Genomic DNA, 25,269 nt, shown 5'->3' with positions numbered 1-25,269 from the left:
GGGGAGTCCGCGCCGGGTGGGGCTGCGGCTGCGCCGGCCGCGCCTGCGACGCCGGGGACGGTGGTGCTGGCCAATCAGTGGCGGACGATCTTCGACTTCGCCGAAGAGAAGCTCGAGGTGTTCCACATCTTCGAGTTCGCCAACGCTGCCGCGGGCCCGGTGTCGGTGCCGGCGCCGCTCGAGATCGCGATGCCCGAGGACGCCGAGCAGGTGACGTTGCTCGAGGGATCGTCGCCGCAGGCGCGCGTGTTCGAGCGGAAGCTGGTCGTCGCCGGACCGTTCGCGCCGGGACGCACGGTGGTGCAGGTGGCGTACCGCCTGCCGATCACGGGCCCGAGCCGATCCGTCGCGCTGACGCTGCCGGTCGCGAGCATGGCGACCAACGTGATCGTGCGCCGCCTCGGCGAGACGAAGCTCGTCGCGCCGGTGCTGCCACAGGCGCGCGAGGCGGACGCCGAGGGGAAGAAGTACTTCACGGGCACCGGCCCCGGACTCAAGGCCGGCGAGACGCTGACGCTCACGGTCGACGGCTTGCCGTACCACCCGCGCTGGCCGCGGTATACCGCGCTCGCACTGGCGGGGGTGATCGTCCTCGCAGGGTTGTGGCTGGTGCTGGGCGTGCCGGTCGACCCGACGGCGCGCATCCGGCAACTCGAGACGCAGCGCACCGCACTGCTGGCGCGCCTGCAGCGCCTCGAGCAGGGCGGGGAACCGGCCACCGGCGAACTGCGCGAGGAACGGGATGCCGTGCTGCGCGACCTCGAGGGCATCTACGCGATGCTCGATGCCGAGCGTGCCCGCCGCGACGGGCACGTGCAGGAACGCCAGGCGTCGTAGGTGTCCGCCCCGTTGCTGGTCTGCTCGCACGTGGCGCGCCAGTTCGGGCGGCGTCGCGTGCTGCGCGACATCTCGTTCGAAGGCTATCCCGGCGAGGTCCTCGGCCTGCTCGGTCCCAACGGCTCGGGAAAGACGACGCTGCTGGGCGTGCTGTCGACCCTCGCCGAGCCGTCGCGCGGCAGCGTCACCTACCCGACGGCCGCGCATCTCGATTCCCCGCGTCGCATCATCGGCGTGCTCGGCCACGAGCCCCAGCTCTATGGCGAGCTGACGGCCCGCGAGAACCTCGAGCTCTTTGCCCGCCTGGCCGGCGTCGAAGACAGCTCGACGGCCGTCACTCGCGCGCTCGACCAGGCGCGACTGAGCGATCGCGGGGACGATTTCGTCGAACGCTTCTCCCGCGGCATGCGTCAGCGGTTGGCCTTCGAGCGCGTGCTCCTGCCGAGTCCGCGCGTGCTCCTGCTCGACGAGCCGTTCACCGGCCTGGACGACGAGAGCGCGCACCGCATGGTGGGGCGCCTCGGGGAGTTGCGTGATGCCGGCACGCTCGTCGTGCTCGCGACGCACGACCTCCTGCTCGTCGAGTCGCTCGTCGATCGCGCCTGCATCGTCAAGGGCGGCGTGCTGCTGCCGCTCGACCGGTCTCTGCCGCTCGCCGAGTCGTACCGCGCGGCGGTCAACGGGGAGCACGTCGAACGCCGAACGCCAAACGCTGAAGGGCGCGGCGATCGCGTCTTGGGTAGGGACCGCTCTCCGAGCGGTCCGACGATGGGCGTCAATCGGCTCGGGTCTCACGAGGACGGCCGGCTCGGAGAGCCGGCCCTCCCCACCGAGGCGGCCCTCCCCCCGGAGGCGCCGACACCAGCCGAGTCGTCCCTCACGGACATCGCACGCGCGGCGTGGGTGTTGCTCGCGAAGGATCTGCGCATCGAGTGGCGTTCGCGGGAGGGCATCCTGACCACCGCGTGCTTCGCGCTGGCGTGCGTGCTGGTGTTCTCCTTCGGTCTGGTGCGCGACGGCACGCCGGTGCCCGATGCCGGCCCTGCGGTCCTGTGGGTGACGGTGGCGCTGGCGGGCACGCTGGCCATGGCGCGGACGTTCGAACGCGAGCGGGCCGCTGGCACCCTGATGGCGGTGCTGGCGTCGCCCACGCCGCGGCCGGCGATCTACCTCGGGAAGTGGGGCGCGTTGATGGCCCTGATGTTCTCGGTGGAACTGGTGCTGCTGCCGTTGGTGGCGCTGTTCTTCCAGATGCCGATCGACCGCGAACCGCTGGTGCTGGTGGCGCTGCTGGCCGCTGGCACCGCCGGGTACGCCGCCATCGGAACGCTGTTTGCGGCGATGCTGGCGCGGACGCGCACGCGCGATGTCCTGCTGCCGCTGCTGCTGTATCCGATGAGCGTGCCGGTGATCATCGGCGGGGTGCGCGGCACGGCGGCCGCCCTGGCCGATCCGTACGTCCCGGGCGTGGTCAGCCTGTGGCTGCCCCTCTTGATATGCTTTGACGCGGTGTTCGCGATCCTCGCGTTGTGGACCTTCGGTACGCTGATGACCGATGCTGCTCCACGCGTGGCCAAGGAGGCCTGAGATGTTGACGCGCAGCGTGCCTGCGATCCTGGTGCTGGCGCTGGCGATGTTCGGTGTCGCGCCGTACTTCATCGCCCAGGCGCCGTACGAGTCCACGATGGGGCTCGTCCAGAAGATCTTCTACTTCCACGTGCCGGCCGCGATCATGATGTTCCTCGCGACCTTCGTGTGCGGCATCGCCAGTGTGGCGTACCTCGCGAAGGGGCGCGCACACAGCGACCGCCTGGCCGAGGCCGCGGCCGAACTGACGGTGCTGTTCGGCATCATCACCCTCATCTCCGGGCCGCTGTGGGCCCGCAAGGCCTGGGGCGTGTGGTGGCAGTGGGACGCGCGGCTGACGTCCACGCTGGTGCTCTGGCTGCTGTTCTCGGCCTACCTGCTCCTGCGGCGCTTCGGCGGGCCCGGGACGGAGAAGCTGTCCGCGGGGGTGGCGCTCTTCGGCATGGCCAACGTGCCTTTCATCTACTGGTCCGTCAACGTGTGGCGGACGATGCATCCGAAGACGACCGTCGTGCCCTCGCTCGTGCCCGAGATGCGCTTCCCGTTCTACTGGTGCATGGCCGCGTTCCTCCTCCTGTTTCTGGCCCTCATCAAGACGCGCGTGCGCCTGGCCGAGCAACAGGATTCACTCGACCTCCTGCTGGCGGAGGCTGAGGGCTAGACATGACGTTCGTCACTCGCATGGTTCGCCTGCGTCGCCCGGCCCGGGCGCGCCTGTCCCTCATCGCCCTGCTGCTCGTCCTGTGGACCGCGGGCTCCGCCGCGCTCCGCGCCCAGGATGCGCAGGCGCCGCCCACCTCTGCGGCGCAGGACGAGTACGTCCCGATCGATCAGCTGCCCGAGAGCGAGAAGTTGCCCGCGGCGCCGTACCTGATCGCGGCCTACTCGGTGGCCTGGGGCGCGATTCTGATCTACGTGTGGATGCTCTGGCGTCGCCTCGGACAGGTCGAAGCCGAACTGCGCGAGGCACGGCGCAGCGCCGGCGGACGGTAGGGCGCCGTGACCGCCGGGCACTTCATCTTCATCCCCGCGACTTTGCTCGTGGGCATCGTGATTGGCTGGATTCTCGGGTCGCGTGCCGCGATGGATGCGATGCGGTCGCAGCAGAAGCGCGCCGACGAGAAGCGGGCGCGCGGGTGAGGGGCGGCCGCCTCGCCGAGGCGGCCGCTATCGTCCTTCGGACAGGCGCGACGCGAGCAGTTCCGGCAGGCCCGCGGCCCGAATCGCGGCCTGTTCGGCGGCGACGTCGTACTGGATGCGGTGCAGCGTGATGGTCCGCGCGCCGAGGTCCACCATCGCGTAGGCGGCGCGCGGGTCGCCATCGCGCGGCTGGCCCACCGAGCCCGGGTTCACCAGCCAGCGATCCTCCAGACGAATCGAGAGCGTGGTGCGGGTCCACGTGTCGCCGCTCTCCACGACGGGGTGTCCTTCACCCGAGCCGTAGGCGCCCTGCACGTGCGTGTGGCCGAAGAGGCAGAGCGGGCGCCGGCCCAGTGCCGCGGCATCGCGGATGTCGTCGATCCAGACCAGGTAGGCGTCCTCGTCGGCCGGGGACCCGTGCCACACCTCCAGCACATCGTCCACCAGCAGCGGCCCGGCGGGCAGGTCCCGAAGGTAGGCCAGGTGCGCCGGGGACAAGGCGCGGGTGGTCCATTCGGCCGCCTCACGCGCATGGGAGTTGAAGGCGAGCAGGTCCATCACGCCGCAGATGGCCTTGTCGTGGTTGCCGCGGACGACCACGTGGGGAGCGAGGGCCCGGATCCGATCGATCACCGCCCCGGGTTCGGCGCCGTAGCCGACGAGGTCGCCGAGCACGAGCAGACGGTCGTACTGGTCCGACGGGCAGTCCCGGAGGACCGCGGCCAGGGCCGGCAGGTTGCCGTGGATGTCGCTGATGACGAGGTAGCGCACGCTGTGGCTCTATAAACGATGAACGCGGCCAACCTGAACGGCTACCAGCCGAGTTTGTGCAGCACCCGCTCGACGAGTGCCTCGATGCGCCCCTGCGCGTCGATTCTGACATGCGCGAGGCGGTAGACCGCACGCCGCGTCTCGAAGAGGGCCGCGAAGGCCTCGCGGTCTGCCGCCAGCGGCCGCCGGCCGTCCGACGGCACGCGGTCGACGATGCGGTTGAAGGGGGCATCAAGCCAGACCGTGAGGCCGTCGGCGAGGATGTCGGCCCGGTTGGCTGCCTGGATGAACGTCCCGCCGCCGGTCGCGATGATGACGTGGCGGGCCGGCAGGAAGGCGAGCAGCACGTCGCGCTCGACCTTGCGGAAGTAGGGTTCGCCGTCCTGGGCGAAGACCTGCGAGACGGTGCGTCCCTCCCGCCGTTCGATCTCCTCGTCGAGATCGACGACGCGCCAGCCCAGCCGCCGGCCGAGGGCGCGCGCGAGCGTGGTCTTGCCCGACCCCATGAAGCCCACGAGGTAGAGCTTGTCGGTGGGGATCCCGATCATTTCCTGAGCGCGGCGAGGATGTCGAAGAACCCGGGGTAGGCCGCGTCCACGGCGTCGGCGCCGTGGATCACGGTCGCCTCGAGGGCGCCGAGGCCGGCGATGGTGAAGGCCATCGCGAGACGGTGGTCGTCGGTCGCCTCGAGGTCGCCGCCGAGCAGACGCCGGGACCCGCGGACGTGGAAGCCATCCGGCAGTTCGTCGGCGTCGGCACCGAGGGCCCGCAAGCCGTTCACGAGCGGGGTGATGCGATCCGCATCGCCGGTGCGCAACTCACCGGCGCCGGTGACGCGCAGCTCGCCGCCATGCGTCGCCACGGCGGCCAGCATCGGCAATTCGTCGAGGAGCGCCGGCACCTCGGCCGGGGTCACCTCGAGACGCCGGAGCGCCCGATACCGCACCCGGGCGCGGCCGACGGGTTCGTCGGCGTCGGTCCGCTCCACGTGCAGGTCCACGTCGGCCCCGAGGCGACGCAGGATGTCGAAGAAGGCGATCCGGGTCGGGTTGAGACCGACATCACGCAACTCGATGAAGGAGCCCGGGAGCGCCGCGGCCGCACACGCCCAGAAGGCGGCGAACGACGGGTTGCCCGGGACCACGACAGGTCGTCCGGAGAGCGACTGAGGACCGGCCAGCCTGATGACGCGCCCCTGCATCTCCACTGTGGCCCCGAACGCCCGCAGGGCACGCACCGTATGGTCGCGCCTGCCGACGGCTGCCTCGACGGTGGTGACGCCGGACGTCTGCACGGCGGCCAGCAGGACGGCGGAGGTGACCTGGGCGCTCGGCGTGTCGGGGCGCCAGGTGATGGCCTGCAGGTTGCCGCCGCCGACACTGATGGGCGGTCGTCCGTTGAACGAGCTGACCTCGGCGCCCATGGCCCGCAGCGGTTCGACCACGTCTTCCATCGGTCGTCGCCGCAGGGCGCCGTCGCCGGACAGGACGCTCGTGAACGGATGCGCGGCGAGCACGCCGGCGAGCAGGTGCAGCGTGGCCGAGGAGTGGCCGCAGTCCAGGTCGGTGCGCGAGGGCTGCAGTCCCCGGAGGCCGCGTCCCACGACCTGGACCGTCGGGACCTCCGCGCCGGTCTGACGGTCGAAGCCGGTATGGCGTGAGACCACCGTGCCGAGTTGCTCGAGACACGCGAGGGTGCGTTGACCGTCGAGTCCCGGAGCGAAGTGACTGATGCGCGTGACGCCGTCGGCCAGGGCCGCGAGCATCGCGTACCGATGGGAGATGGACGTGTCGCCGGGCACGCGCACGACGCCTTCGAGGGCAGCGGCGGGCCTGACGGCAACGGTCCTGGTGAACGCGGCGGGCATGCGGGCTTCACTGTAACAAACAGTGGAGCGTGTATGATGCACGCCAAAGCCCGACCACATGGCCGCAGACCGATCCGCGCTTTCCCTGGTACTCAACAGCCACGTCGATGTCCTGGACTACGTGCAGGTGGTGTGCGATCAGCTGTGCGCGACCGCGCAGTTGAACGAGGATGCCGGGCACTGGGTCGGCGTGTCGGTGCGCGAGTCGGTGGTCAACGCGATCCGGCACGGCAACAAGTTCGATCCGGCCAAGCACGTCCACGTCGACTTCGCCTTCGTCCCGGCCGACGCGCCCGAGTTCCTCGAGGTCGCCGTGCGCGACGAGGGCGAGGGCTTCGAGGCCGAGGAAGTCGCCGACCCGCTGGCCCCGGAGAACCTCCTGAAGTCGAGTGGCCGCGGCATCTTCTTCATGCGCAACTTCATGGACGACGTCCAGTTGCGGAAGCTCCCCGAGGGCGGCATGGAAGTCCGCATGCGCAAGCGTCTCTCGGCCCCTGCTGAATGACCACACCCGACCCCCTGCTGCTGGCCACGGCCATCGAAGCCGTCCAGAAGGCCGGCGCCATCCAGCTGGCCCACTTCGGTGGGCCGATGCGCATCGACAAGAAGGGCGCCATCGACCTCGTCACCGAAGTCGATGTGGCCGTCGAGCGGATGTTCCGCGCGCTCATCGCCGAACGCTTTCCCGATCACGTGGTCCTCGGCGAAGAGTTGCAGCAGGACGATCTCCGACACCGGACGGCGCCGGGCTACTGCTGGGTGTTCGATCCCATCGACGGCACGACGAACTTCGCCCACGGTCTGCCGATTTTCTGCGCCTCGCTCGGCCTCGAGCTCGACGGCGAGGCCATCGTGGCCGCCGTGTACGACCCCACGCGTCGAGAACTCTTCACGGCGGAGAAGGGGCAGGGGGCGCGCCTGAACGGTGAGCGGCTGGCGGTGACGCAGGCCGACAGCGTGATGGACAGCCTGCTGGTCACCGGGTTTCCGTACACCGTGCAGCAGCCCGAGATCGGCGAGGAGCTCGTGGCACTGTTCGGCCACTTCCTCGGTCGGAGCCGTGCGGTCCGCCGGTTGGGCTCGGCGGCCCTCGACCTCTGCTACGTGGCCGCGGGACGCATGGACGGCTTCTACGAGGCGACGCTGAAGCCCTGGGATTCGTGTGCCGGCGCGCTGCTGGTCGAAGAGGCCGGAGGCACGGTCACCGACTGGACGGGCACCCGGTTCCAGTCACGTCTGCCGCAGGTCCTGGCGACCAACGGCCGCATCCACGCCGAGATGCTGGCCCTCCTCACCGAGTTTCAGGCACGCCGAACCCGGGGCCGGGCGGACTGACCCCGACTGATGACAGGGGCGCGGGCACATTCCTTGCTTCTGTGACGTCTCAACGAGTGCCGGGGGCCGCACGCATGGGGCGTGACTCCCGGGCGATGCCACACGGCAGGGGAGACACGGTCATGGTTCGACGGATGGTGGCGGGCGTAGCGCTGGTGCTCGCGTGCAGCGGGGCGGCAGCGGCCCAGGATGTGGTCCTCGGCGGCAACATCGGCGGCTTCCTCGTGAGGAACGAAGAGTCGCGCGATCGCAACGACGTGCTGCGCCAGAACCTCAGCTTCCTGGAGTTCAATCTCGACGAGTTCGACGGCCTCTCCGCGGGTGGCGACTTCTCGATCAGCCTCGGGTCCTTCATCGAGGTGGGCGCCGGGCTGAACTACTACCAGCGCACCGTCCCGACGGTCTACTCGCGCTTCGTGGACGACGATGGGACCGAGATCGATTCGGACCTGAAGCTGCGCAACATCCCGCTGGCGCTGACGGCCAAGGTGTTCCCGCTGACGCGGGATGCCGGGTTCCAGCCGTACATCGGTGGGGGCGTGCAGTTCAACCGCTGGCAGTACACCGAGGTCGGTGAGTTCCTCGACTTCAGCAACGGCGAGATCTTCCGCGACAGCTTCGTCGACGACGGCATGGAGATCGGCCCGGTGTTCCTCGCCGGTGTGCGCTTCCCGGTCGGCAGCAACCTGCTGATGGGCGGCGAGTGGCGCTACTCGACGGCCAAGGCCGACGTGGACCCCGACCTCGGCTTCTTCGGCGACACGATCGATCTCGGCGGCAACACCGTCCTCTTCACGCTCGCCTTCAAGTTCCGCTAAGGCCGCAGGCCTGGTCCCGGCGCGTCCCCGGTGGGCGGCGTGCGCACGTAGAGTGCGACGCCGCCTCCCTCGCAGGTGCGGGTGAAGCCCGAGAGAAACGCGGGATCCTTCTGCGCCATCTGGAACAGCTGGTCGCCCCCCTCGGCCTTCTCCTCGACGAGGACGAAGGCCGCGTGGCGTCTCGGACTCTTGAGCGCCTCGTACCAGAGTTCGCCGATGCCCTCGTGGATGTAGTGGCGAATGGAAAGGCCGCTCGTCGAGGTCTCCTGCATGTAGTGAGCCAGGGAGCCCATGCTGACGAGGATCGGTTCGCCGCGCCAGGCGTCCATCAGGCAGGCGGTCACGTCACGTCGTTCGCGCTGGTTGGCGCGGTCCCATTGCGCTTCGGCGACCATGGGTGAGGTGAGGCCGAGCGGGCGGCGCTCGACGGCGAGCACCCCGAGCACCACCAGCAGCACCGCCGGGCGCCAGGCCTTCGGCAGCAGCGCGATGACCATGCCGATGCAGGCCGCCGCGGCCGTGATCAGCAGAATCATGTAACGGATCCTGAACGGGTGGCCGCTCACGAAGGCGTAGTAGGGGAGGGCGGCACTGCCGGCCAGCGCCAGCACGAACCACCAGGCTTGCCGATCGGCGCGCACCAACCCCTGCAGCAGGACCACGATCGCCCCCGCTGCCGCGGCCCACGCCACCGGCCAGCCGCCGACGCGGCCCAGCCCCCACCCGACCTGCACAAGCGCCTTCGCCGGTTCGCGATAGGCCGGGTTGTTGGGCTCGTAGAAGCCGCCGGTGACCAGCCATGCCCCGACGGTGGCCTTACTGAGGATGAGAAACAGGATCAGCGCGCCGAGCGGCCACACGCCGATCCGCCAGACGAGCGTGAGCGATTGCGCGAAGCCGACGCGCTGACGCCACAGGGTGAGCCACGCCACCAGGCCGGCAGCCACGGTGATGGGCCACGCCTCGTACCGGGTCAGACACGCGAGGGCCAGCAGGAGCCCGGCCGGCCAGGCCGACGGCTCGGGTGGGCGCGTCCTGGTGTCGCCCGGGCGCCGGGCTCGGTACCGCTCGACCATGCCGGTGGTCCAGTGGTGGAGCCAGGCGACGCCGCTGATGGTGAGGCCGAGCAGCAGCGGCTCGGTCATCGGCGTGGCCTGCAGGTAGAGCAGGTCCGGCTGGTAGACGAAGATGGCCAGGGTCGCCAGGGCCGCCGGGACGGATCCGGACAGCCGCGCCACCAGCCAGGTGAGCGACGCGGCCGCGGCCGCAAACGACAGCATCGAGATGACGACACCCGACAGACCGGTGCGGTACCAGGCGTCGACCTGGACCGGCAGCGCGTTCAGCACGTGCGGCAGGGGCAGCCAGACCGCGCCGATCTGGCGCCAGCCCGGCGTCAGGCTGTCGAAGATGCGCCGGGCGACGACCAGGTGGGCCTTGGCATCGTAGTGGCTCAGCGTCAGGTCCTGGGCGGCGTAGTAGGACGTGGCCAGACTGCCGAGGATCAGGGCGACGGCGGCCGCGACCAACGGAAGAAAGGCGGGACGGGCGGTCAGGGGCGTGGGCGCAGGCACGGGCGGGGGTTGGATATAATCACGGCCGGGGTCCGACCATCCCGCCATAGTACCCCGGCCTCCCGGCCGCCTACGTACCCTGCATGTCGAAAGTCGTCGCCACCGTCCAGTCGTTTGCGTTGACCCTCGGGGCCCCCGGGCTCTTCCTGGTCGCGCTGCTCGATTCCTCGCTCCTGTCGCTGCCACAGGTGCCGGATCTGCTGCTGATCTGGATGGTCACCAAGCACCCGTCGCTCTGGCTGCTCTACGCGGCGATGGCCACGCTCGGATCGGTGGTCGGCTGTGTCGGGATGTACCTGCTGGCCCGCAAGGGCGGCGAGCGCGTGCTGCGCAAGATGGTGAGCGCCGAGCGGATGGCGCGGGGACGCGCCACGTTCCAGAAGTGGGGACTGCTGGCGGTGCTCGTGCCCTCCCTCCTGCCGCCGCCGGCCCCGTTCAAGGTCTTCGTGCTGCTGGCCGGCGTGGTGCAGATCCCGTTGTGGCAGTTCATCGCCGCCATCAGCCTGGGGCGGGGTGTCCGCTTCGTGGCCGAGGCGCTGCTGGCGCGCTGGTACGGCCAGCAGGCGATCACGTTTCTCGACGAGAATCTGCGTCCGGTGTCGCTCGGCCTGGCAGCGGTCCTCGTGGTCGGTGCACTGCTCTGGGTGCTGATTCGTCAACGGCGGACGCAACACGCCGGTGCGGTATAATCCCGCGTTCGCCTGATGCCCCCCGAGATCTCGCTCGTCATTCCCATCTTCAACGAAGCGCCGAACATCGAGGCGCTCTACGGCGAGATCACGGCAGCCCTCGACCCGTGGGGCCGCTCCTACGAGGTGCTCCTCATCGACGACGGCAGCACCGACGGGAGCGCGGACCTGCTGGCGACGCTGCCGGCGCGGGACTCCCGCTTCCGGATCATCCGCTTCCGCAAGAACTTCGGCCAGACGCCGGCGTTCTCGGCCGGGTTCGCCTATGCGCGCGGCAAGGTGATCATCACCTCCGACGGCGACCTGCAGAACGATCCGAAGGACATCCCGATGCTCGTCGCCCGCCTCGAGCAGGGCTACGACATCGTGTGCGGCTGGCGCAAGAACCGCAAGGACACGCTCGTCACGCGCCGCATCCCGTCGATCATCGCCAACCGGCTGATCTCGCGCGCCACCGGCGTCGCACTGCACGACTACGGGTGCTCGCTGAAGGCCTTCCGCAGCGAGGTGGTCAAGCCGCTGCGGCTCTACGGCGAGATGCACCGCTTCATCCCGGCCATCGCCAGCGAGTTCGGCGTCAAGGTGGACGAAGTGGAGGTGAACCACCGGGCCCGTCGCGCCGGCGTCTCCAAGTACGGCCTGTCGCGCACCATCCGGGTGATTCTCGATCTGGTCACGGTCAAGTTCCTGCTGAACTACGCGACCCGGCCGCTGCAGATCTTCGGCCTCGTGGGTGTCGTGCTCGGCGGACTCGGCGTGGTGATCATGGCGTACCTCACCTTCGTGCGCCTCTTCCTGCACCAGGGCATCGCCGACCGCCCCCTGCTGCTGTTCGGCATCCTGCTCGTCTCGTCCGGTCTGCAGTTGCTGACCATGGGCCTGCTGGCGGAGCTGCAGGCCCGCACGTACCACGAGTCCCAGGACAAGCCGACCTACGCGATCCGCGAGATCGTCGAGGCCACGGCGGAATGCGCCGAGCCGACCCACGTGGCCGGCACCATCGGCTCCGGCCCGCGGGAGCTGTCACGGGGGTGAAGACCCCGCGCCCGCACGACGACCGGATCACCGTGATCCAGCGCGAGCTCTTCGACGACAAGAAGTCGAAGGCGCAGCGCTACGCCGAGCTGGTCATCGGCAGGCCCGGCCTGTGGGCGCTGCTCTCGTACGAACTGGTCACGCTGCTGTGCTGGGGCGTGCCCGGCGCCCTGGGCCTCTTCCTGCGGTCGAAGTTGTATCCGCTGCTGCTCGGATCCTGCGGGCGGGGCGTCGCCTTCGGCACTGGCGTGGTGCTGCGCCATCCCCACAAGATTCACATCGCTGACAACGTCGTCGTCGACGATGGCTGTTGCCTGGATGCCAAGGGCCAGGACAATGCCGGCATCCGGATTGGCCGGGGGGTGTTCCTCGGGCGCAACACCATCCTGAGCTGCAAGAACGGCGACATCGTCATCGAGGACGAGGCCAACATCGGCTTCAACACCGAGATCTTCTCGGCGTCGCGCGTGCGCGTCGGCAAGAAGGTGCTGATCGCGGCCTACACCTATCTGGTCGGGGGCGACCACCTCTACGATCGCGTCGACATCCCGGTGCTCGATCAGGGACGCACCGCGGCGGGCATCGACATCGGCGATCACGTCTGGCTCGGCGCGCACGTGGTGGTGACCGACGGCTCGCGGGTCGGCCGTGATGCGATCGTCGGCGCCGGGGCCGTGGTGGTGGGCGAGATCCCCGAGTTCGCGATTGCCGTCGGTACCCCGGCCAAGGTCGTGCGCGACCGGCGCGGGTAAGGCCCATGTGCGGCATCGTCGCCATCGCTCATCGTGATTGCCGCGCCCCCGTCAGCGAGGACGCCCTGCGTGGCATGGCGCGCACTCTCGTGCATCGCGGGCCGGAGGACGAAGGCGTGCTGTCGCGTCGCGGCGGCGGGCTCGGGTTCCGGCGGCTGTCCTTCATGGACATTCCGGGCGGGCAGCAGCCCTTCACCAACGAAGCCGGCAACGTGCACGTGGTCGGCAACGGCGAGATCTACAACTACCCCGCGTTGCGCCAGCAACTCGAAGGGCTCGGGCACCAGTTCCGATCCGGGTCCGACATCGAGGCGGCGCTGCACGCCTACGAGGAGTGGGGCACCGACGCCTTCGCGCATCTGCGTGGCATGTTCGCGATCGCGTTGTACGACGAGCGGACGCAGGCCCTCGTGGCGGCGCGCGACCGCGCCGGCGAGAAGCCGCTGTTCTATGCCGACACGCCGCAGGGGCTCTTTCTCGCCTCCGAGATCAAGGCCCTGCTGGTGCGTCCCGAGGTGTCGAGGACGTTCGACCTCCAGGCGCTCGATCAGTTCCTGACGTACGAGTACGTCATCGCGCCGCGCACGCTCTTCACGCAGATCCGATCGCTGCCCGCCGCACACGCGCTCGTCTATCGCGAGGGCAAGATCCGCGTGGCGCGCTACTGGGACGTGGCTGCCACGCCCGTGCGTGAATGGGCCGCCGACGATGCGGCGGTGGCCGTGCGCGAGGCGCTGGCCACGGCGGTCGATCGTCAGATGATGTCGGACGTGCCGCTCGGCGTCTTCCTGTCGGGCGGCATCGACTCGAGTGCGATCGCGGCCTTCATGGCCGACTCGGCCCGGCGCCGTGGCGTGACCGTGACGAGCTTCAGCATGGGGTTCCGGGACCAGAGCTACAACGAACTCCCGTATGCCCGCGAGATCGCGACGCGCTTCGGGCTGACGCATGTCGAGGACATGGTGACGGCGGATGTCGCCGCGCTCTTCGACCCGCTGGTGGCCCACCTCGACCAACCCTTCGCCGACGTGTCGCTGTTCCCGACCTACCTCGTGTCACGACTCGCACGGCAGCACGTGAAGGGGGTGCTGGCGGGCGATGGCGGTGACGAGTTGTTCGGCGGCTACGACGCGTACGCGGCGCAGGCCATGGCGGCGCGTCTCTCGCGGGTCGCACCCGACGTCGCCTGGCGGCTCGCCGATCGCGCGGCGCAGCTGGTGCCGCCGTCGTCGCAGAAGAAGGGGACGTTGAACAAGATCAAGCGTTTCCTCTCGGGCATGACGGCCAACAGCGCGGATCTGGGGCACTACCGCTGGATGACGTTCATGGATGGCCCGGCGCGCGGGCGCCTCTACACGCCGGTCCTGCTCGAGGCGACGCTCGGCGGAGACGTCCATCGCGAGGTGCGCGAGGCCCTGGGCGCCTACCGGGCTGACGATGCCGTCAATCGCGAGCTGTATGCGGACCTGCGGGTGTACCTGGCCGACGACATCCTCGTGAAGGTCGATCGCATGAGCATGGCGACCTCGCTCGAGACGCGCGCGCCGTTTCTCGACACCGACGTCATGGAACTGGCGTTCTCGATGCCAGGCCACCTCAAGGTCCGCGGCTCGCAGCGCAAGATCGTGCTCAAGCAGGCCCTGCGCGGCGTGCTGCCCGACAGCATCCTGTCGCGCCGCAAGGAAGGCTTCAGCATCCCGATGAAGAACTGGCTGCGACAGGAACTGCAGCCGCTCATGCGGGACCTGTTGTCGGAGGCGCGCCTGCGGCGGCGTGGCCTGTTCGAACCGCGCGAGGTGCAGCGGTTGATGGCCGAACACGTCGAGGGCCGGGCCAACCATGCCCACCAGCTGTTCTCGCTGATGGTGTTCGAGCGCTGGGCCGACGCGCTCGATGCGCCGGTTCAGTTGCCGGGCGTCGTCGCGGCCTCGTAGACCCGCGCCAGCGCCTGCACTTCCTTCGCACGCCGCGCCTCGGACCACCCCAGTTCGTCGGCCATCAGCTGCGCCGCCGCGTCCACGGCCGCGGCCCCGGGATGGCCACGGGTGCCGGCCTCCGTGCGCCGCAGCAGCGCATCGGCGAGCGTCACCGCCATCTCTTCGCGCACGGCGTAGAGGATCTCCGCGCCGGTCACCGCCGTGCCTGTTGGGAGGGACGCCTCGCCGACGCGTCCGATCCCCAGTGGCCGCAGCAGCGCGTCATCCTCGGCGCGCTGCGCCATCGCGATGACGTCGGTCCAGCGCGTCCCGTAGCTGAACACGAGGCGCTCGATGAGCGTGGCGGGCACCGCGGGCGTGGCCTGACGCACGGCATCGGCGAGGAACGTGTCGAAGCGATCGATCTCGCCGCCATCGAGCCTGGTGGTGGCGGTGGCGCAGGGTGCCACGGGCGTGTCGAGCCACCGGGTGATGGCGTCCACGGCCCGTTCGGCCGAGTGGCGCGCGGTGGTGTACCGCACGCCGACCAGCGAGAACAGTCGCGGGCAGCCGTCCTCGGCGTGATCGATGAACGGACCGTCGCGCAGGAGCGTGACGCGCCGCGCCGACGCCTCGGTGGCCGGCAGCAGGCCCCGGTGGACGAGGCGGATGTCGCTGGCGTCGATCGAGGCGCGCGGGAAGGCGGCGTTGACGTCGCCGAGCAACTGGTCGACGAACTCGCGCCGCGGCACGAGCTGGTCGGCCGTGCCGGTCCAGGGGTCGTGACTGGTGCCCGCGATCGTCGCGCCGCGCCACGGGGCGAGGAAGAACAGGCGCCCGCGTGCGTTGCCGCCCACCGCATGCGAGCCACCGAGGCCCTCGAGCACGAGGTTCATGGCCACCGACCACTGGGGCACACGGCGCCCCGACGCCGCGGCCCCCCAGGCTCGCAGCAGGTCGGCCGTCCACCCACCGGTGGCGAGCATGACGGCCCTGGCCCGGATCGGGAACGCCGGCGCCTCCGGTTGCGTCGACTGCGCCATCACGCCGGCCACCGCGCCATCGTCCTGCCGAATCAGTCCGACCGCCTGGACGTGGTTGGCGGCTTCGAGGCCGTGCCGAACCGCCGTGCGGATGAACGCGAGTTCGGCGCGCGAGCTGTTGGAGAACTGCGCGTCGTGCCACTCGATGGCGCCGGTCACGCCGTGGGGATCGATCCAGGGAGCGAGCCGCAGGGTTTCCTCGCGCGAGACGATGCGACTCGACGGCAGGTGCTTGCTCGGGTCGGGCAGGGCGTTGCGGTCGCGTGACAGCAGGTCGTTGAGGAGGAAGTAGGCCCCGAGGGCCAGCTTGTGCCGGGTCGGCTTGGCGCTGGTGGGCAGCAGGAAGGGCAGGGGATGGACGAGATGGGGCAGGATGTGCGACAAGGCCCGCCGTTCGCGCAGGTACTCGCGCATCTCGTCGATGTGGCCGCGCTGGAGCGAGCGCACGCCGCCATGCACGGTCTTGGCGTTGTTGAAGGACGTGCCGCTGCCGAAATCGCCGCGCTCGATGAGGGCGACGGTCAAGCCACGCTGGGTGGCATCCCACGCGACCGTCGCGCCGTAGATGCCGGCACCCACGATGAGCAGGTCGAACTCTGAGGTGGTGAGCCGACTCGGATCGCGTCGCACGTGCCGAGTATTTTACGATAGCGGGATGCACTCACCCGCGACCCGGCCGCAGGGCCCCGTCACCGCCGCCGATGTCGCCGCCTACTGGAACACGCGCATCCACGACCTCGAGATGACCAGCCACCCGGTCGGGACGCTGGCCTTCTTCGACGATCTGGACGACTACCGCTTCGACAAGCTCCACTATCTGCCGCGGATCGTCGACTTCAACGGCTTCGCCGGCCAGCAGGTCCTGGAGATCGGCTGCGGCATCGGCACCGACCTGGTGCGGTTCGCCCGGGGGGGCGCCCGGGTCACCGGCGTCGATCTGGCGCAGAGCTCGATCGATCTCGCACGGAAGAACTTCGAGCTGCACGGGGTCCAGGCCGAGGACCTGCGCGTGGCCGACGGGGGAGCCCTGCCATTCGACCAGGCGTCCTTCGACGTCGTCTACTGCCATGGGGTGCTGCAGTACGCGCCTGACGCGGCCGCGATCGTGGCCGAGGCGCGCCGCGTGTTGCGCCCGGGGGGCAGGGCGATCTTCATGGTCTACAACCGGGTCTCGTGGTTGCAGGCCATGTCGACGGTCATGAAGGTCGGGCTCGAGCATGGCGATGCGCCAGTGCTGAAGCTCTACTCCATCCCCGAGTTCCAGGCGCTGCTGGCGCCGTTTCGCGAGGTGGATATCGTCCCGGAACGGTTTCCCGTCGCCTCGAGGTTGCACAAGGGATGGAAAGCCGTGGCCTTCAATTCGGTGTTCGTCGGCACCTTCAACGCCTTGCCCAGGTCCTGGGTGCGCCGCTACGGCTGGCATCTGATGGCGTTCTGCCGGCCGTAGTCGGACTCGGGATACTGATGGCGGGCTGTGCCGGCGAGCCTTCGCCTGCCGCTGGGTCGCCGCGAGAAGCGGAGACGGAGACGGAGGCGGAGGCGGCGACGGCGGACAGGTCCGCCGAGGGGCACGTGTCGGACGGCTCGGCGAGCCGTCCCGCCCAACCGCAGCCCCAGGCGTCGCAGCCCTACCAGTCCGTGACGAGCGGCATGCTGGTGTTCCAGTCGGATGTCGCCGGGCGTCCGAAGATCTTCACGATCGACGTCGCAAACGGGCAGGTGCGGCAGCTCACGCGCGGCACCGACTGGCGCGACGAGTCCCCGCGCTGGTCGCCGGACGGGCAGTGGATCGCCTTCACGTCCAACCGGGCCCACTACGGGGCGCAGCCCGAGGGGGGCACGCCGGACCTCGACGTCTACGTGATGCGCGCGGATGGCACCCAGGTCCGACGCATCACGACCGACGCCGGCAACGACCACGACCCGAGCTGGACGCCCGACGGGCAGGCTCTGGTCTTCTCGTCGGATCGCGCATCACGGGGCGACCTCTACCGCGTGCGGGTCGCCGATGGCCACACCGACCGTCTCACGACCAACTTCGTGGGACGGGCGATCATGCCGGCCGTGTCGCCCGACGGCCGGACCGTTGCGTTTGCCGCGCAGACGCTGCGCGTGGGCGCCTTCTGGAACTTCCAGGTCCACCTGCTCGATGTCGCCTCGGGGCGTACGACGCCGGTCCCCGCCAGCGGCGGGGCCTGCTGGCCCGCGTGGTCGCCCGACGGGAGACGGCTCTACAACGTGCAACTCGAGGTCGAGCCCTCGGCGATCCAGCGGCGCGATGTCTCGACGGGGGAGGTGCGGCTCGCGCACGCCAACCCGACACTGTGGAGCTACTACCCTCGGGTCTCGCCGGACGGGCAGTGGCTGGCGCTCTCGCTGAGCCCCGAGCACCACGACGGCGAGAACTGGGACCTGGCGCTGGTGTCGACCAGCGATTCCGCGCGCCGCCTGCCGCTGACGACCGGCCCAGGTAACGATCGCCTGCCCGATTGGCGCCCCCGGTAGCAGGGGCTGGACCGCGTCTGTGGGCAGGCACCCACTGCACGCCAACTCACAAAATCATGCCAGAAAGACGTCAATAGTTGCTACTTATGTCGCCTCTGGAGTTGCCTTTCTAGGGGCAGGCCTTCGTCCGGGTCAATTTTGGCGGACAGGGACGATTGCGACGTTTCTTGCTTACGGTCTTCAAGTAAGCTCGACCTCTGCAGGCCCATCGACAGATCGTCTCTCACTCGGAGTCCAATTGACCAAGCTCACGTGCATCGCCCTCTTGCTGCTGTGTCCCTCCATCGCCGCGGCCCAGAAGAGGCAGCAGCCCCCACCCCCATCGTCCACCATCACGCTGAGCATTCCCGGCCTGAATTGCACGACTGCGGCGGGCGGGAGCACCTTCAACGTCCTCGCCTGGGCGTGGGGCGCCTCGAACTCCGGCACGCTCGTGGGGGCGCTGGCCGGCGCAGGCAAGACGACTCTGCAGGACCTGAACGTCACCAAGTCGTTCGACGGCTGCAGCGCCGCCGTGCTGTCCGCCATCACGACAGGTGCGGTCCTGAAGGGGGCGACCCTCACCCAGGTCGGTGCCGACGTCTCCAGGACGACGACCGTGGAGTTGGAGGGTGTCCTGCTCACGTCGTGGAGCGTAGGTTCGACGACGACTCAGGAGGCCCCCTCCGAAAACCTCACCCTGAATTTCATCAAGATCTGCATGAGGGACACTGCCAGCGGCACGAGCGCCTGCTACGACGCCAGCACGGCCACGCAGCCGTAGTCGTCGCGCGCAGCGCACGCGGAGGGTGGGCACGGGGAGGCCGAGGCGTCCCGGAGCGGCTCTGTCGGTCTTGCCGCGCCCTCCGCGGCTGCGCGCCGCTCAGGGCGGCGGAAGGCGCCCGCCGGACAGCCCCCCCTCGAGCCGGTCGCCCGCGAGGGTGGCGCGGAGCGTCTCGCCGTCCGCGACCAACTCGAGGTCGACGCCACGCACACGCCCCGTGACTGGCGTCGCCCGTCCTCCCGCGCTGAGCGTCCCGCTCACCCGCTGGAACGTCTGCTCGAGCACCAGTTCCCCGCGACCTGTTGCCCATCGGCCCTCCGCACGAGCAGGGACGACGTAGAGCAGCGACGTGCAATAGACGGCGCAGTTGCGGAGCGTCTCCTGTGCGTCTGGAGCCCAGCCGGGAATGGCGTACGTGTTGATCACGATGCGCGTCCCGGGGGCGAGTGTGAGAAAGCGGTCCCTGAGACGCTCCAGATTCTCCGGAAGCAGAAACAGCGCCAGTACGGTCGCCTGCGACATGTCGGTGGCGTACATGTCGCCTTCGACGAATGTCGCGCGTGTGCTCAGGCCAGCCTCTTCGGCCAGTCGACGCGACAGCGTGACCAGGTCGGGGTTGTACTCGACGCCGACCGCGCGCGCTCCGCGTCTTGCCGCCTCGAGGACGGTTCGACCATCGCCAGAGCCGAGGTCCATCACGACATCGTTCGTGGTGACTCGCGCCATGTCGAGCATCCTTCCGACGAGCGCGGCCGAGGTTGGAACCCACATGACGTCCTTGCCCGCCTGGCCGGCCCTGGGCTGGACGGGGGCCGGTTGAGAAGCCGAAGCGAGGGCGCCGTCCAGGTCCACGTTCGCCGGCGCCGCCTGACCGAGGTGGACGTCGAGCGTGGCCGCGGTGATGGCCTGGCCGCCCGCGGTCCGAGGGCGAAGCAGGTGCACCCGCGCTGGCGCCAGGCGCGCCATCAACTCCGGAAGGTCCGTCACGCGGAGCACCCCCGGGACCACGGCGAGCGTCGCGCCGCTGTGGACATCCGCCTTCGCCAGATCCAGATAGCTCACGAGCGACTCCTCGAGCACGACCTGGTCCGGCCGCACCGTCTGTGCGGCGAAGAGGGCCGCGGGGGCCGTCTGCCCGGCGGCGCGCACGTGGAGGCCCCGCGGTGACAGCGCCAGCGACTGAAGCAGGCGCACCCCCGCCGTGATGTCGTGCGCCTGCCACGCCACCACACTCGTGCCGAGCAACCACGCGCGTGCCGCGAACTGGTACGCAGGCGCGTAGCCGCTGACGCCGACACGTGGGCCGAGATCGCCGGTGCCGCGGATGTCCAGGGCCAGGACCGGCTGACCTCCCGCCACCAGCGTGTCGACCGTCGCGCCGCGGAGCGTCGCGCCCTTGTCGTCCACCAGCAGCACGGCTGGTCCGGCCGGCGCGGCGGGGCGGCGGAGCCAGGCACGCAGTCGCACGCCTGGCAGCACTTCGACGATCAGATGCTCGCCCGCCGGAGTCATGGCGTCGCCCCGGCGTTCCACGATCCGGGCGGCCGGGACGCCGTCGAGCTGACCGACGAGCCCCTGGAGAGCGGACGCGGTCACGGCCGGTCGTGTGGTGGCCAGCGCCGCCGCTTCATCGGCATTGAGGGACCGCACCGTCCGCGACCCGCCGGAGCTGGACAACTGACCGGTCTCGGTGACGCGCAAGGTCTCCAGCGGCTCCGGGGTGACGGGCGCTTCCGTGGCCGGCACCACCGGCCGGCCGAGCCAGGCGCCCAGGGCCCGGTACGCGCCTTCGCGCAGGGGTTGCGACCAGCCGTGCGTGGCGTCGTTCTCGACTCGGGCCAGATGGTCCGGGGCCCCGAGGGCAGCGTAGAGGCTCGTCAGTTCGGCAGACGCGGCGCGTGATCCCGCGATGGGGAAGAAGTCGCGAATGGCGCTGCTGACCAGGAAGCCCCGCGGTGCGGCGGCGAGGGCGAAGTCGGAGAAATCGAGTCCACGCCCGACGAATCCCGGCAGAATCTGCTCGGCATCCTGAGGCCCCGGCGTCGTCCACATGTCGGCCCACGAGGTCATGTAGCAGGAGACGACGATGGCAGCGAGGCGTGAGTCGACGGCGCCGAGGAGGGCGGCCTGCGTGCCACCGCCGGAGTTACCGGCGACGGCGAGGCGCGTGGGGTCGACGTCCGGCCGACTCACCAGATAGTCGAGCGCGCGCTGCATGTCCTTCACCATGTAGGCGCCGAGCGTGCGGCCAGTCAGCAGGACCTGCTGCCCGGTCATCGTGTGCTCCCCCGTGCCGATCCCGACCCGGGACGTGCCTGCCGCGGTGCCCGGGTACTCGATGCGTTCTCCCTGGCCGAAGGGGTCGTAGGCGAGCACGAGGAAGCCTCGTCGAGCCAGCGACACCCAGGCGTGCTGATAGATCGGCGCCGCCTTGCCCTCGTCGGCATGGCCGGCGGTGCCGAGGACGACCGGAAAGGGGCCCGGACCGTCCGGGACGTAGGCATTCGCCGTCACGCGCAGACCCGGCACGCTCTCGAACCACAGGTGCTCGATGCGATACCCCTCGCGCGAGGTGGTGCGCGTGATGGTGGCGCTGACGGCCGCAGGTGAGGGCGGGAGGAGGCCGAGCGCCTCGGCCAGGCTGGCGCGTACCTGGCGTTGCCTCGCCTCGACGGACTCCCGGGTGGTCAACGCCGCCACCTGCGCGCGTCGGGACTCCAGGGCCGTGCGGGCCTGTGCGTCCAGCCAGGCATCGAACGCCACCCGCTCGGCGGACGGTGGGGCGAGCGGTTGACCAGCGAGCACGGCGCCGGCCAGGCACGCCACGGCAAGAACGAGCGGAAGGATGAGGCGGCAGCGCATGCGCCGCAAGGCTATCGCAAAAAGGGCGCCTCTGAGAGGCGCCCTTGCAGGGTCCGACGCGACGGGCGGCGGGAGCGAACTAGAGCGCGGCCGCGACAATCGGCTGACGCGCAGCCTTGCGCTTCTCGGCCGTGGCCCGGACGAGGAACTTCGCGTAGGGCACCACCTGCTTGATGGCCGCCACGTTCATCTGGCAGGGGCTCAGGCAGGTCGGGCACTTCTCGTCGCGGATGTAGTTGCGGTGCTCCTGCGAGGCCTGCTTGAAGTACACGGCCTCCGGATCCTCGGTCACCGCGTTGCCGACGACATCGCTGTTCTCGCAGAAGAACATGCCGCCATCCGGGTTGAGCATCACGCCCTGGGTCTGGAACGGGCAGGGCGCCATCCGGTGGTAGCCGTTGCCGATCATGTCGGCGTAGTGCATGTAGATGTAGTTCTGCCCATCGAGCAGCGGGTCGTGCCGCACCCGCTCGAGGAAGAACTCGCGCATGCGCTGTTCCTCGGCGTTGACGGGCTTGATGTCCTTGGCCAGGTCGGCATTGCCCAGCATGGCCTCGGTGAACCGGACCATGTTGAACACGATGTCGAGCTTCTCCCGGCGCGCCCACGCCAGGATGTTCTCCGCATCGTCGAGGTTCATCGAGAAGATGGTCGTCGAGATGCCGAAGTTGAAGGGGTAGCTCTTCTGCAGCTCCTTCATGGCCGCGATGGTCTGCTCGGCCTTGTCGAAGCCCCGCTTCACGCGACGCACCTCGTTGTGCATGTCGCCGACGCCGTCCACGGACACGCGCGTGCTGAAGATGACGCCGCGTGCATGGCACATCTGCACGATCTTGGTCAGCATCGGGATGCCCCGATGCGGCGTCAGGCCGGTCGTGTTGAGCGTCAGCTTCCGCAGGCGCGGCAGCTTGTCGATCATCACGCGGACGATGTCCACCAGGTCGTTCCGGGTGGTCGGTTCGCCGCCTGAAATGGACGCGTTCTCGATGTGCTTCCAGAGCGGCGAGTCGAACACTTGCTCGATCTGCTCGAGCGTCATGTCCTCCTTGCGGTTGCCCCGGGTCCAGTTGCTGCACATGTTGCAGCGGGCATCGCACACGAAGGTGACGTGGAAGATGAGCACCGTCGGGTGCAGGGCCTTGACCCGCCCGATGTAGCTGTTGACGAAATCCCGGGGAGCCGAGAGGGCCGCCTTGGCGAGGTATTTGGCCGCGTAGACTTGCGCCATAAGTTCTTCAGTCTACTGCCTATTGTGGTTCGTCGTCAAAGTCGGACCAATCGGCTCGGAGTTTCGGTCTGCTGCCGTCGCCGTCGCGGTGTCAGGGGATCCGGGTCGCCAGGGCATTGGTCCCGGCGGCCCATGTGACGCCCCCGGCGTCGTTGTACATGGCCCGCTCGACGACGATGCGGGCGGGCGTGCTGCCGGTGGACTCGACGATGGCGCCGAACCGGCGGCCCTGCGCCTGCGGGAAGTCGAGCGACACGGGGACGTTGGTGCGCGAGCTGGCCGGCAGGGCATAGGTCTGCTGGGCAGATGTGCCGTCCTCGAACAGGACCGTCACGAGCGCCGTTCCCGGGAACGCCGACGTGTTGGCGATGAGGATGTAGGTCTGCTGGGCCCGGGCGCCCCCGACCTCTCCCTCGGCCAGGGCCCACTTCGTTCCCGTCGTCCGAGCGCCACCGGAGTTGTGCGCCTCGTGCCACGTCGTCGAGTCGCCTGGCCACCACATGGCCCGCTCGACGATCAGGGGCACGTTGTTGGTCGACCGGACCTGCGTGGACACGGCGACATCCGCCAGCGGGAAGCCGGTGATGCCGGGGAACTGCTCGACATCCACCCAGATGCCGGAGCGCTGGTTGGCTGGTGCGACGAGGTCGCGCGAGAACGTCCGGCCGTCGCCCAGCAAGTACGTCACCGTCACATTCGCGTCGGTCGCGGTGGGATTGGCGATGAGCACGAAGAGGTCGAAGTACGTGCCGGTGGCGCCTTCGGCGAGGAACCACTGCGTGGCTGGCGTCGTGATGCCCATGCTCTCGTGCCCGGCGTTGAAGGTGCGGCCCTGGTTCGAGAGGTACATGGCCCGCTCCACGATGATCGGCGTCGCGTCGAGCGACTCGACGACCGCGCTGAACTCCGCGCTGGCCAGGGCCGCACCGAGGCCCGGAAACTCCTCGACGTTGACCCAGATGTTGGTGCGGGAGTTCGGTGGCAGCACGTACTCCTTCTCCAGCGGGCCACCGGACGTCCGGAGATACCGCACGCGCACGGTGGTCGGCTGCGCCGAGGGGTTCTGCAGCAGGTAGAACAGGTTGAACCCGCCGACGGTGGCGCCTTCGGCGAGGTACCACGTGGTGGCGGGGGCCGCCACGGCGGTCTCGGCATGGGCGCCGTAGCCCGCGCCATCCCATGACATGGTGCGGTCGACGATGAGCAGGGCACTGGACTGGACCACGGTCGAGAACTCGGCGCTGGCGAGCCCCGGGATGGTCTTCGGGCTGACCGTGACGCGGGTCTTCGCCGGCACGGGGACCGTGTGCGTGATCGACGTCGCCCCCGTCAGAAACGACATCGTCGCCGTCGTCGCCGTGTCGCCCGGGTTGAGCAGGGCAATCTGCGTGTCGAAGAAACTGCTCGTGGCGCCCTCGGCCAGGTACTGGGTGAACACGGGGTCGAGGCGCACGGCACGACAGCCGAACGTGGCATGGCAGGCCCGGCCGGCAATCTGTCCGGCCTCGTTGATGCCGCGCGCCGTTTCGACCGTCCACCCGGCACTGCTCGGGTCCAGCAACTGGGTCAGGTCGAGGAACTCCCCGAGGTACCAGACGAACCCGCGCGTCCCGCCGGCCAGCAGGTCGTACTGGCCGACCACGATGCCGTGGTCGTTGATGCCGAAGGCGACGCTGTCGCCGCCCCCGATGGCGCCCAGGTTGGTCATGGTGCCCTGGTCCCACAAGTAGGCGCGGGGGTTGACGGGGCCCGTACTCGAGCCGACGACCTGCCCCTTGTTGTTGATCGCCGTCGCGTAGCTGAAGTTGGCTCCGGAGCCGAGATTGACGATGGTCCCGTTCTGCCAGAGCGTGGCCCGCAGACTGCCGTCGCTGAGGAAACTCCAGCCGACGATCTGCCCGGCGTCGTTGATGCCCTGGGCGAGGCTCTGCAGACCGCCCAGGGTCCCGAGATTGGTCGCGGTCGTGCCGTTCCAGACGACGGCACGAGCGCCGTCGCCGCCCGTCGCGCCAGGGGAGCTCTGCCCGACGGCAACGCCGCTGCCATTGATCCCCAACGCGCGGGCATTGGTGTGCTGGGCGAGCGGACTGAGCAGGGTGGCGCTGCCAGCGGTCCAGACCACCGGCAGCCGACGATCCGCCGTGCCCACCGCCCGGTCCCACCCCGCGACCTGCCCGCTGTCGTTGATGGCCACGCCGCGGCTCAGGCCGCCGGCGAGCGGCAGGGGGAGTGCCGTCATGCCCTGGGTGTCAGCCACCACGGCGCGGAAGAGCGAGGGGTTGGCCGTCGTGAAGGCGCTGGAGCCGGTGATGGTGCCGGCCGTGTTGATGCCGGCCGCTTCGCTCGACGTCACCTGGGGGTCCAGCGTGCCGAGATTCACGACGGTGTAGCGAGGCTGCGCCAGTGCCGGGACGGGGGCCAGCAGCAGTCCCGCCGCCAGAATGGTGCTCCACACAACCGCCGGGTGAACCTGTGCTCGCGTCGCGTCCCTGTACATGCCGTGGTCTCCTCGCGACGTCCACACGTCGCCCACAGGCATCAGCGTGA

General features: G+C 69.7%; 23 protein-coding genes. 15 read left to right on the top strand and 8 right to left on the bottom strand.

The window, feature by feature from the left end; genetic code table 11:
- The 5 genes from Q0C41_RS07180 to Q0C41_RS07160 all read left to right on the top strand — a co-directional run.
- A partial coding sequence (locus Q0C41_RS07180) for a hypothetical protein (RefSeq protein WP_291982298.1) occupies window positions 1–837 on the top strand: 837 nt, incomplete at its 5' end.
- Window positions 838–2,424 (top strand): heme exporter protein CcmB, encoded by a 1,587-nt coding sequence (locus Q0C41_RS07175; RefSeq protein ID WP_291982296.1) that lies wholly within the window; start codon window positions 838–840, stop codon window positions 2,422–2,424.
- Window position 2,425: 1 nt separating this feature from the next.
- The gene (gene ccsA, locus Q0C41_RS07170) at window positions 2,426–3,085 is read left to right on the top strand and encodes a cytochrome c biogenesis protein CcsA (protein WP_291982294.1); all 660 of its coding nucleotides are present in this window, start codon (window positions 2,426–2,428) and stop codon (window positions 3,083–3,085) included.
- Between the two features lie 2 nt (window positions 3,086–3,087).
- Window positions 3,088–3,417, top strand: a complete 330-nt coding sequence (locus Q0C41_RS07165) for a CcmD family protein (protein ID WP_291982292.1) — start codon at window positions 3,088–3,090, stop codon at window positions 3,415–3,417.
- A gap of 6 nt (window positions 3,418–3,423) precedes the next feature.
- Window positions 3,424–3,564: a hypothetical protein gene (locus tag Q0C41_RS07160; protein ID WP_291982290.1), complete on the top strand. Its 141-nt coding sequence runs from the start codon at window positions 3,424–3,426 to the stop codon at window positions 3,562–3,564.
- A gap of 27 nt (window positions 3,565–3,591) precedes the next feature.
- Here Q0C41_RS07160 and Q0C41_RS07155 read toward each other — a convergent pair whose 3' ends face one another.
- Genes Q0C41_RS07155 through aroA form a run of 3 tightly spaced genes read right to left on the bottom strand, consistent with a single transcriptional unit; the run spans window position 3,592 to window position 6,202 of the window.
- Window positions 3,592–4,335: a metallophosphoesterase family protein gene (locus Q0C41_RS07155; protein ID WP_291982287.1), complete on the bottom strand. Its 744-nt coding sequence runs from the start codon at window positions 4,333–4,335 to the stop codon at window positions 3,592–3,594.
- 41 nt (window positions 4,336–4,376) lie between these two features.
- Window positions 4,377–4,883, bottom strand: a complete 507-nt coding sequence (locus tag Q0C41_RS07150) for a shikimate kinase (RefSeq protein WP_291982286.1) — start codon at window positions 4,881–4,883, stop codon at window positions 4,377–4,379.
- A complete protein-coding gene (aroA, locus tag Q0C41_RS07145; RefSeq protein ID WP_291982284.1) occupies window positions 4,880–6,202 on the bottom strand; it encodes a 3-phosphoshikimate 1-carboxyvinyltransferase in 1,323 nt (440 codons plus the stop codon). Before aroA ends, Q0C41_RS07150 begins: the two co-directional genes overlap by 4 nt.
- Window positions 6,203–6,260: 58 nt before the next feature.
- Between aroA and Q0C41_RS07140 the strand changes: the two genes are divergently transcribed.
- From Q0C41_RS07140 to Q0C41_RS07130, 3 genes are all read left to right on the top strand, one after another.
- Window positions 6,261–6,707, top strand: a complete 447-nt coding sequence (locus tag Q0C41_RS07140; RefSeq protein ID WP_291982282.1) for an ATP-binding protein — start codon at window positions 6,261–6,263, stop codon at window positions 6,705–6,707.
- Window positions 6,704–7,537, top strand: a complete 834-nt coding sequence (locus tag Q0C41_RS07135) for an inositol monophosphatase family protein (RefSeq protein WP_291982280.1) — start codon at window positions 6,704–6,706, stop codon at window positions 7,535–7,537. Before Q0C41_RS07140 ends, Q0C41_RS07135 begins: the two co-directional genes overlap by 4 nt.
- Before the next feature lie 122 nt (window positions 7,538–7,659).
- Window positions 7,660–8,355 carry an outer membrane beta-barrel protein gene (locus Q0C41_RS07130; protein ID WP_291982278.1) on the top strand — a complete coding sequence of 232 codons (696 nt, stop codon included), beginning with the start codon at window positions 7,660–7,662 and terminating at the stop codon, window positions 8,353–8,355.
- Here Q0C41_RS07130 and Q0C41_RS07125 read toward each other — a convergent pair.
- Window positions 8,352–9,929, bottom strand: coding sequence for a hypothetical protein (locus Q0C41_RS07125; protein WP_291982276.1), 1,578 nt, complete (start codon window positions 9,927–9,929; stop codon window positions 8,352–8,354). The two genes, Q0C41_RS07130 and Q0C41_RS07125, sit on opposite strands and share 4 nt — an antisense overlap.
- Window positions 9,930–10,012: 83 nt before the next feature.
- On the opposite strand from Q0C41_RS07125, the gene Q0C41_RS07120 reads away from it, so the two are divergent.
- The 4 genes from Q0C41_RS07120 to asnB are packed head-to-tail and all read left to right on the top strand — an operon-like array spanning window position 10,013 to window position 14,339.
- On the top strand, window positions 10,013–10,618 hold the full coding sequence (locus Q0C41_RS07120) for a VTT domain-containing protein (RefSeq protein ID WP_291982275.1): 606 nt from the start codon (window positions 10,013–10,015) through the stop codon (window positions 10,616–10,618).
- 15 nt (window positions 10,619–10,633) lie between these two features.
- Complete coding sequence (locus Q0C41_RS07115) at window positions 10,634–11,653, top strand: glycosyltransferase family 2 protein (RefSeq protein WP_291982273.1); 1,020 nt, start codon at window positions 10,634–10,636, stop codon at window positions 11,651–11,653.
- A complete protein-coding gene (locus Q0C41_RS07110; RefSeq protein WP_291982272.1) occupies window positions 11,650–12,405 on the top strand; it encodes an acyltransferase in 756 nt (251 codons plus the stop codon). The genes Q0C41_RS07115 and Q0C41_RS07110 overlap by 4 nt, the downstream gene beginning before the upstream one ends.
- A gap of 5 nt (window positions 12,406–12,410) precedes the next feature.
- Window positions 12,411–14,339: an asparagine synthase (glutamine-hydrolyzing) gene (asnB, locus tag Q0C41_RS07105; RefSeq protein ID WP_291982270.1), complete on the top strand. Its 1,929-nt coding sequence runs from the start codon at window positions 12,411–12,413 to the stop codon at window positions 14,337–14,339.
- On the opposite strand, the gene Q0C41_RS07100 is transcribed toward asnB, so the two are convergent.
- Window positions 14,309–15,994 (bottom strand): glycerol-3-phosphate dehydrogenase/oxidase, encoded by a 1,686-nt coding sequence (locus Q0C41_RS07100; RefSeq protein ID WP_291982268.1) that lies wholly within the window; start codon window positions 15,992–15,994, stop codon window positions 14,309–14,311. The genes asnB and Q0C41_RS07100 overlap by 31 nt on opposite strands.
- 25 nt (window positions 15,995–16,019) lie before the next feature.
- Here Q0C41_RS07100 and Q0C41_RS07095 point away from each other — a divergent pair, with 25 nt between their 5' ends.
- From Q0C41_RS07095 to Q0C41_RS07085, 3 genes are all read left to right on the top strand, one after another.
- Complete coding sequence (locus Q0C41_RS07095; protein WP_291982266.1) at window positions 16,020–16,811, top strand: class I SAM-dependent methyltransferase; 792 nt, start codon at window positions 16,020–16,022, stop codon at window positions 16,809–16,811.
- A gap of 125 nt (window positions 16,812–16,936) precedes the next feature.
- Window positions 16,937–17,869 carry a hypothetical protein gene (locus tag Q0C41_RS07090; RefSeq protein WP_291982264.1) on the top strand — a complete coding sequence of 311 codons (933 nt, stop codon included), beginning with the start codon at window positions 16,937–16,939 and terminating at the stop codon, window positions 17,867–17,869.
- Between the two features lie 238 nt (window positions 17,870–18,107).
- Window positions 18,108–18,632, top strand: coding sequence for a type VI secretion system tube protein Hcp (locus tag Q0C41_RS07085; protein ID WP_291982262.1), 525 nt, complete (start codon window positions 18,108–18,110; stop codon window positions 18,630–18,632).
- Between the two features lie 99 nt (window positions 18,633–18,731).
- On the opposite strand, the gene Q0C41_RS07080 is transcribed toward Q0C41_RS07085, so the two are convergent.
- The 3 genes from Q0C41_RS07080 to Q0C41_RS07070 all read right to left on the bottom strand — a co-directional run bounded on the left by Q0C41_RS07080 (window position 18,732) and on the right by Q0C41_RS07070 (window position 25,219).
- The gene (locus Q0C41_RS07080) at window positions 18,732–21,494 is read right to left on the bottom strand and encodes a methyltransferase domain-containing protein (RefSeq protein WP_291982260.1); all 2,763 of its coding nucleotides are present in this window, start codon (window positions 21,492–21,494) and stop codon (window positions 18,732–18,734) included.
- Window positions 21,495–21,573: 79 nt separating this feature from the next.
- On the bottom strand, window positions 21,574–22,722 hold the full coding sequence (locus tag Q0C41_RS07075) for a radical SAM protein (protein WP_291982258.1): 1,149 nt from the start codon (window positions 22,720–22,722) through the stop codon (window positions 21,574–21,576).
- Window positions 22,723–22,813: 91 nt separating this feature from the next.
- Window positions 22,814–25,219, bottom strand: coding sequence for a hypothetical protein (locus tag Q0C41_RS07070; protein ID WP_291982256.1), 2,406 nt, complete (start codon window positions 25,217–25,219; stop codon window positions 22,814–22,816).
- Window positions 25,220–25,269: the final 50 nt, after the last annotated feature.

Source organism: Luteitalea sp. (genome assembly GCF_022842525.1).
Taxonomy (GTDB): domain Bacteria; phylum Acidobacteriota; class Vicinamibacteria; order Vicinamibacterales; family Vicinamibacteraceae; genus Luteitalea.
This window is presented reverse-complemented; position numbering and strand designations above follow the sequence as displayed.

Bases quoted from the DNA above. Each gene is read 5' to 3' on its own strand.
- ccsA (WP_291982294.1), top strand. From the start codon at position 2,426: ATGTTGACGCGCAGCGTGCCTGCGATCCTGGTGCTGGCGCTGGCGATG.
- Q0C41_RS07165 (WP_291982292.1), top strand. From the start codon at position 3,088: ATGACGTTCGTCACTCGCATGGTTCGCCTGCGTCGCCCGGCCCGGGCG.
- Q0C41_RS07150 (WP_291982286.1), bottom strand. From the start codon at position 4,883: ATGATCGGGATCCCCACCGACAAGCTCTACCTCGTGGGCTTCATGGGG.
- aroA (WP_291982284.1), bottom strand. From the start codon at position 6,202: ATGCCCGCCGCGTTCACCAGGACCGTTGCCGTCAGGCCCGCCGCTGCC.
- Q0C41_RS07140 (WP_291982282.1), top strand. From the start codon at position 6,261: ATGGCCGCAGACCGATCCGCGCTTTCCCTGGTACTCAACAGCCACGTC.
- Q0C41_RS07135 (WP_291982280.1), top strand. From the start codon at position 6,704: ATGACCACACCCGACCCCCTGCTGCTGGCCACGGCCATCGAAGCCGTC.
- Q0C41_RS07130 (WP_291982278.1), top strand. From the start codon at position 7,660: ATGGTTCGACGGATGGTGGCGGGCGTAGCGCTGGTGCTCGCGTGCAGC.
- Q0C41_RS07120 (WP_291982275.1), top strand. From the start codon at position 10,013: ATGTCGAAAGTCGTCGCCACCGTCCAGTCGTTTGCGTTGACCCTCGGG.
- Q0C41_RS07115 (WP_291982273.1), top strand. From the start codon at position 10,634: ATGCCCCCCGAGATCTCGCTCGTCATTCCCATCTTCAACGAAGCGCCG.
- asnB (WP_291982270.1), top strand. From the start codon at position 12,411: ATGTGCGGCATCGTCGCCATCGCTCATCGTGATTGCCGCGCCCCCGTC.
- Q0C41_RS07095 (WP_291982266.1), top strand. From the start codon at position 16,020: ATGCACTCACCCGCGACCCGGCCGCAGGGCCCCGTCACCGCCGCCGAT.
- Q0C41_RS07080 (WP_291982260.1), bottom strand. From the start codon at position 21,494: ATGCGCTGCCGCCTCATCCTTCCGCTCGTTCTTGCCGTGGCGTGCCTG.
- Q0C41_RS07075 (WP_291982258.1), bottom strand. From the start codon at position 22,722: ATGGCGCAAGTCTACGCGGCCAAATACCTCGCCAAGGCGGCCCTCTCG.
- Q0C41_RS07070 (WP_291982256.1), bottom strand. From the start codon at position 25,219: ATGTACAGGGACGCGACGCGAGCACAGGTTCACCCGGCGGTTGTGTGG.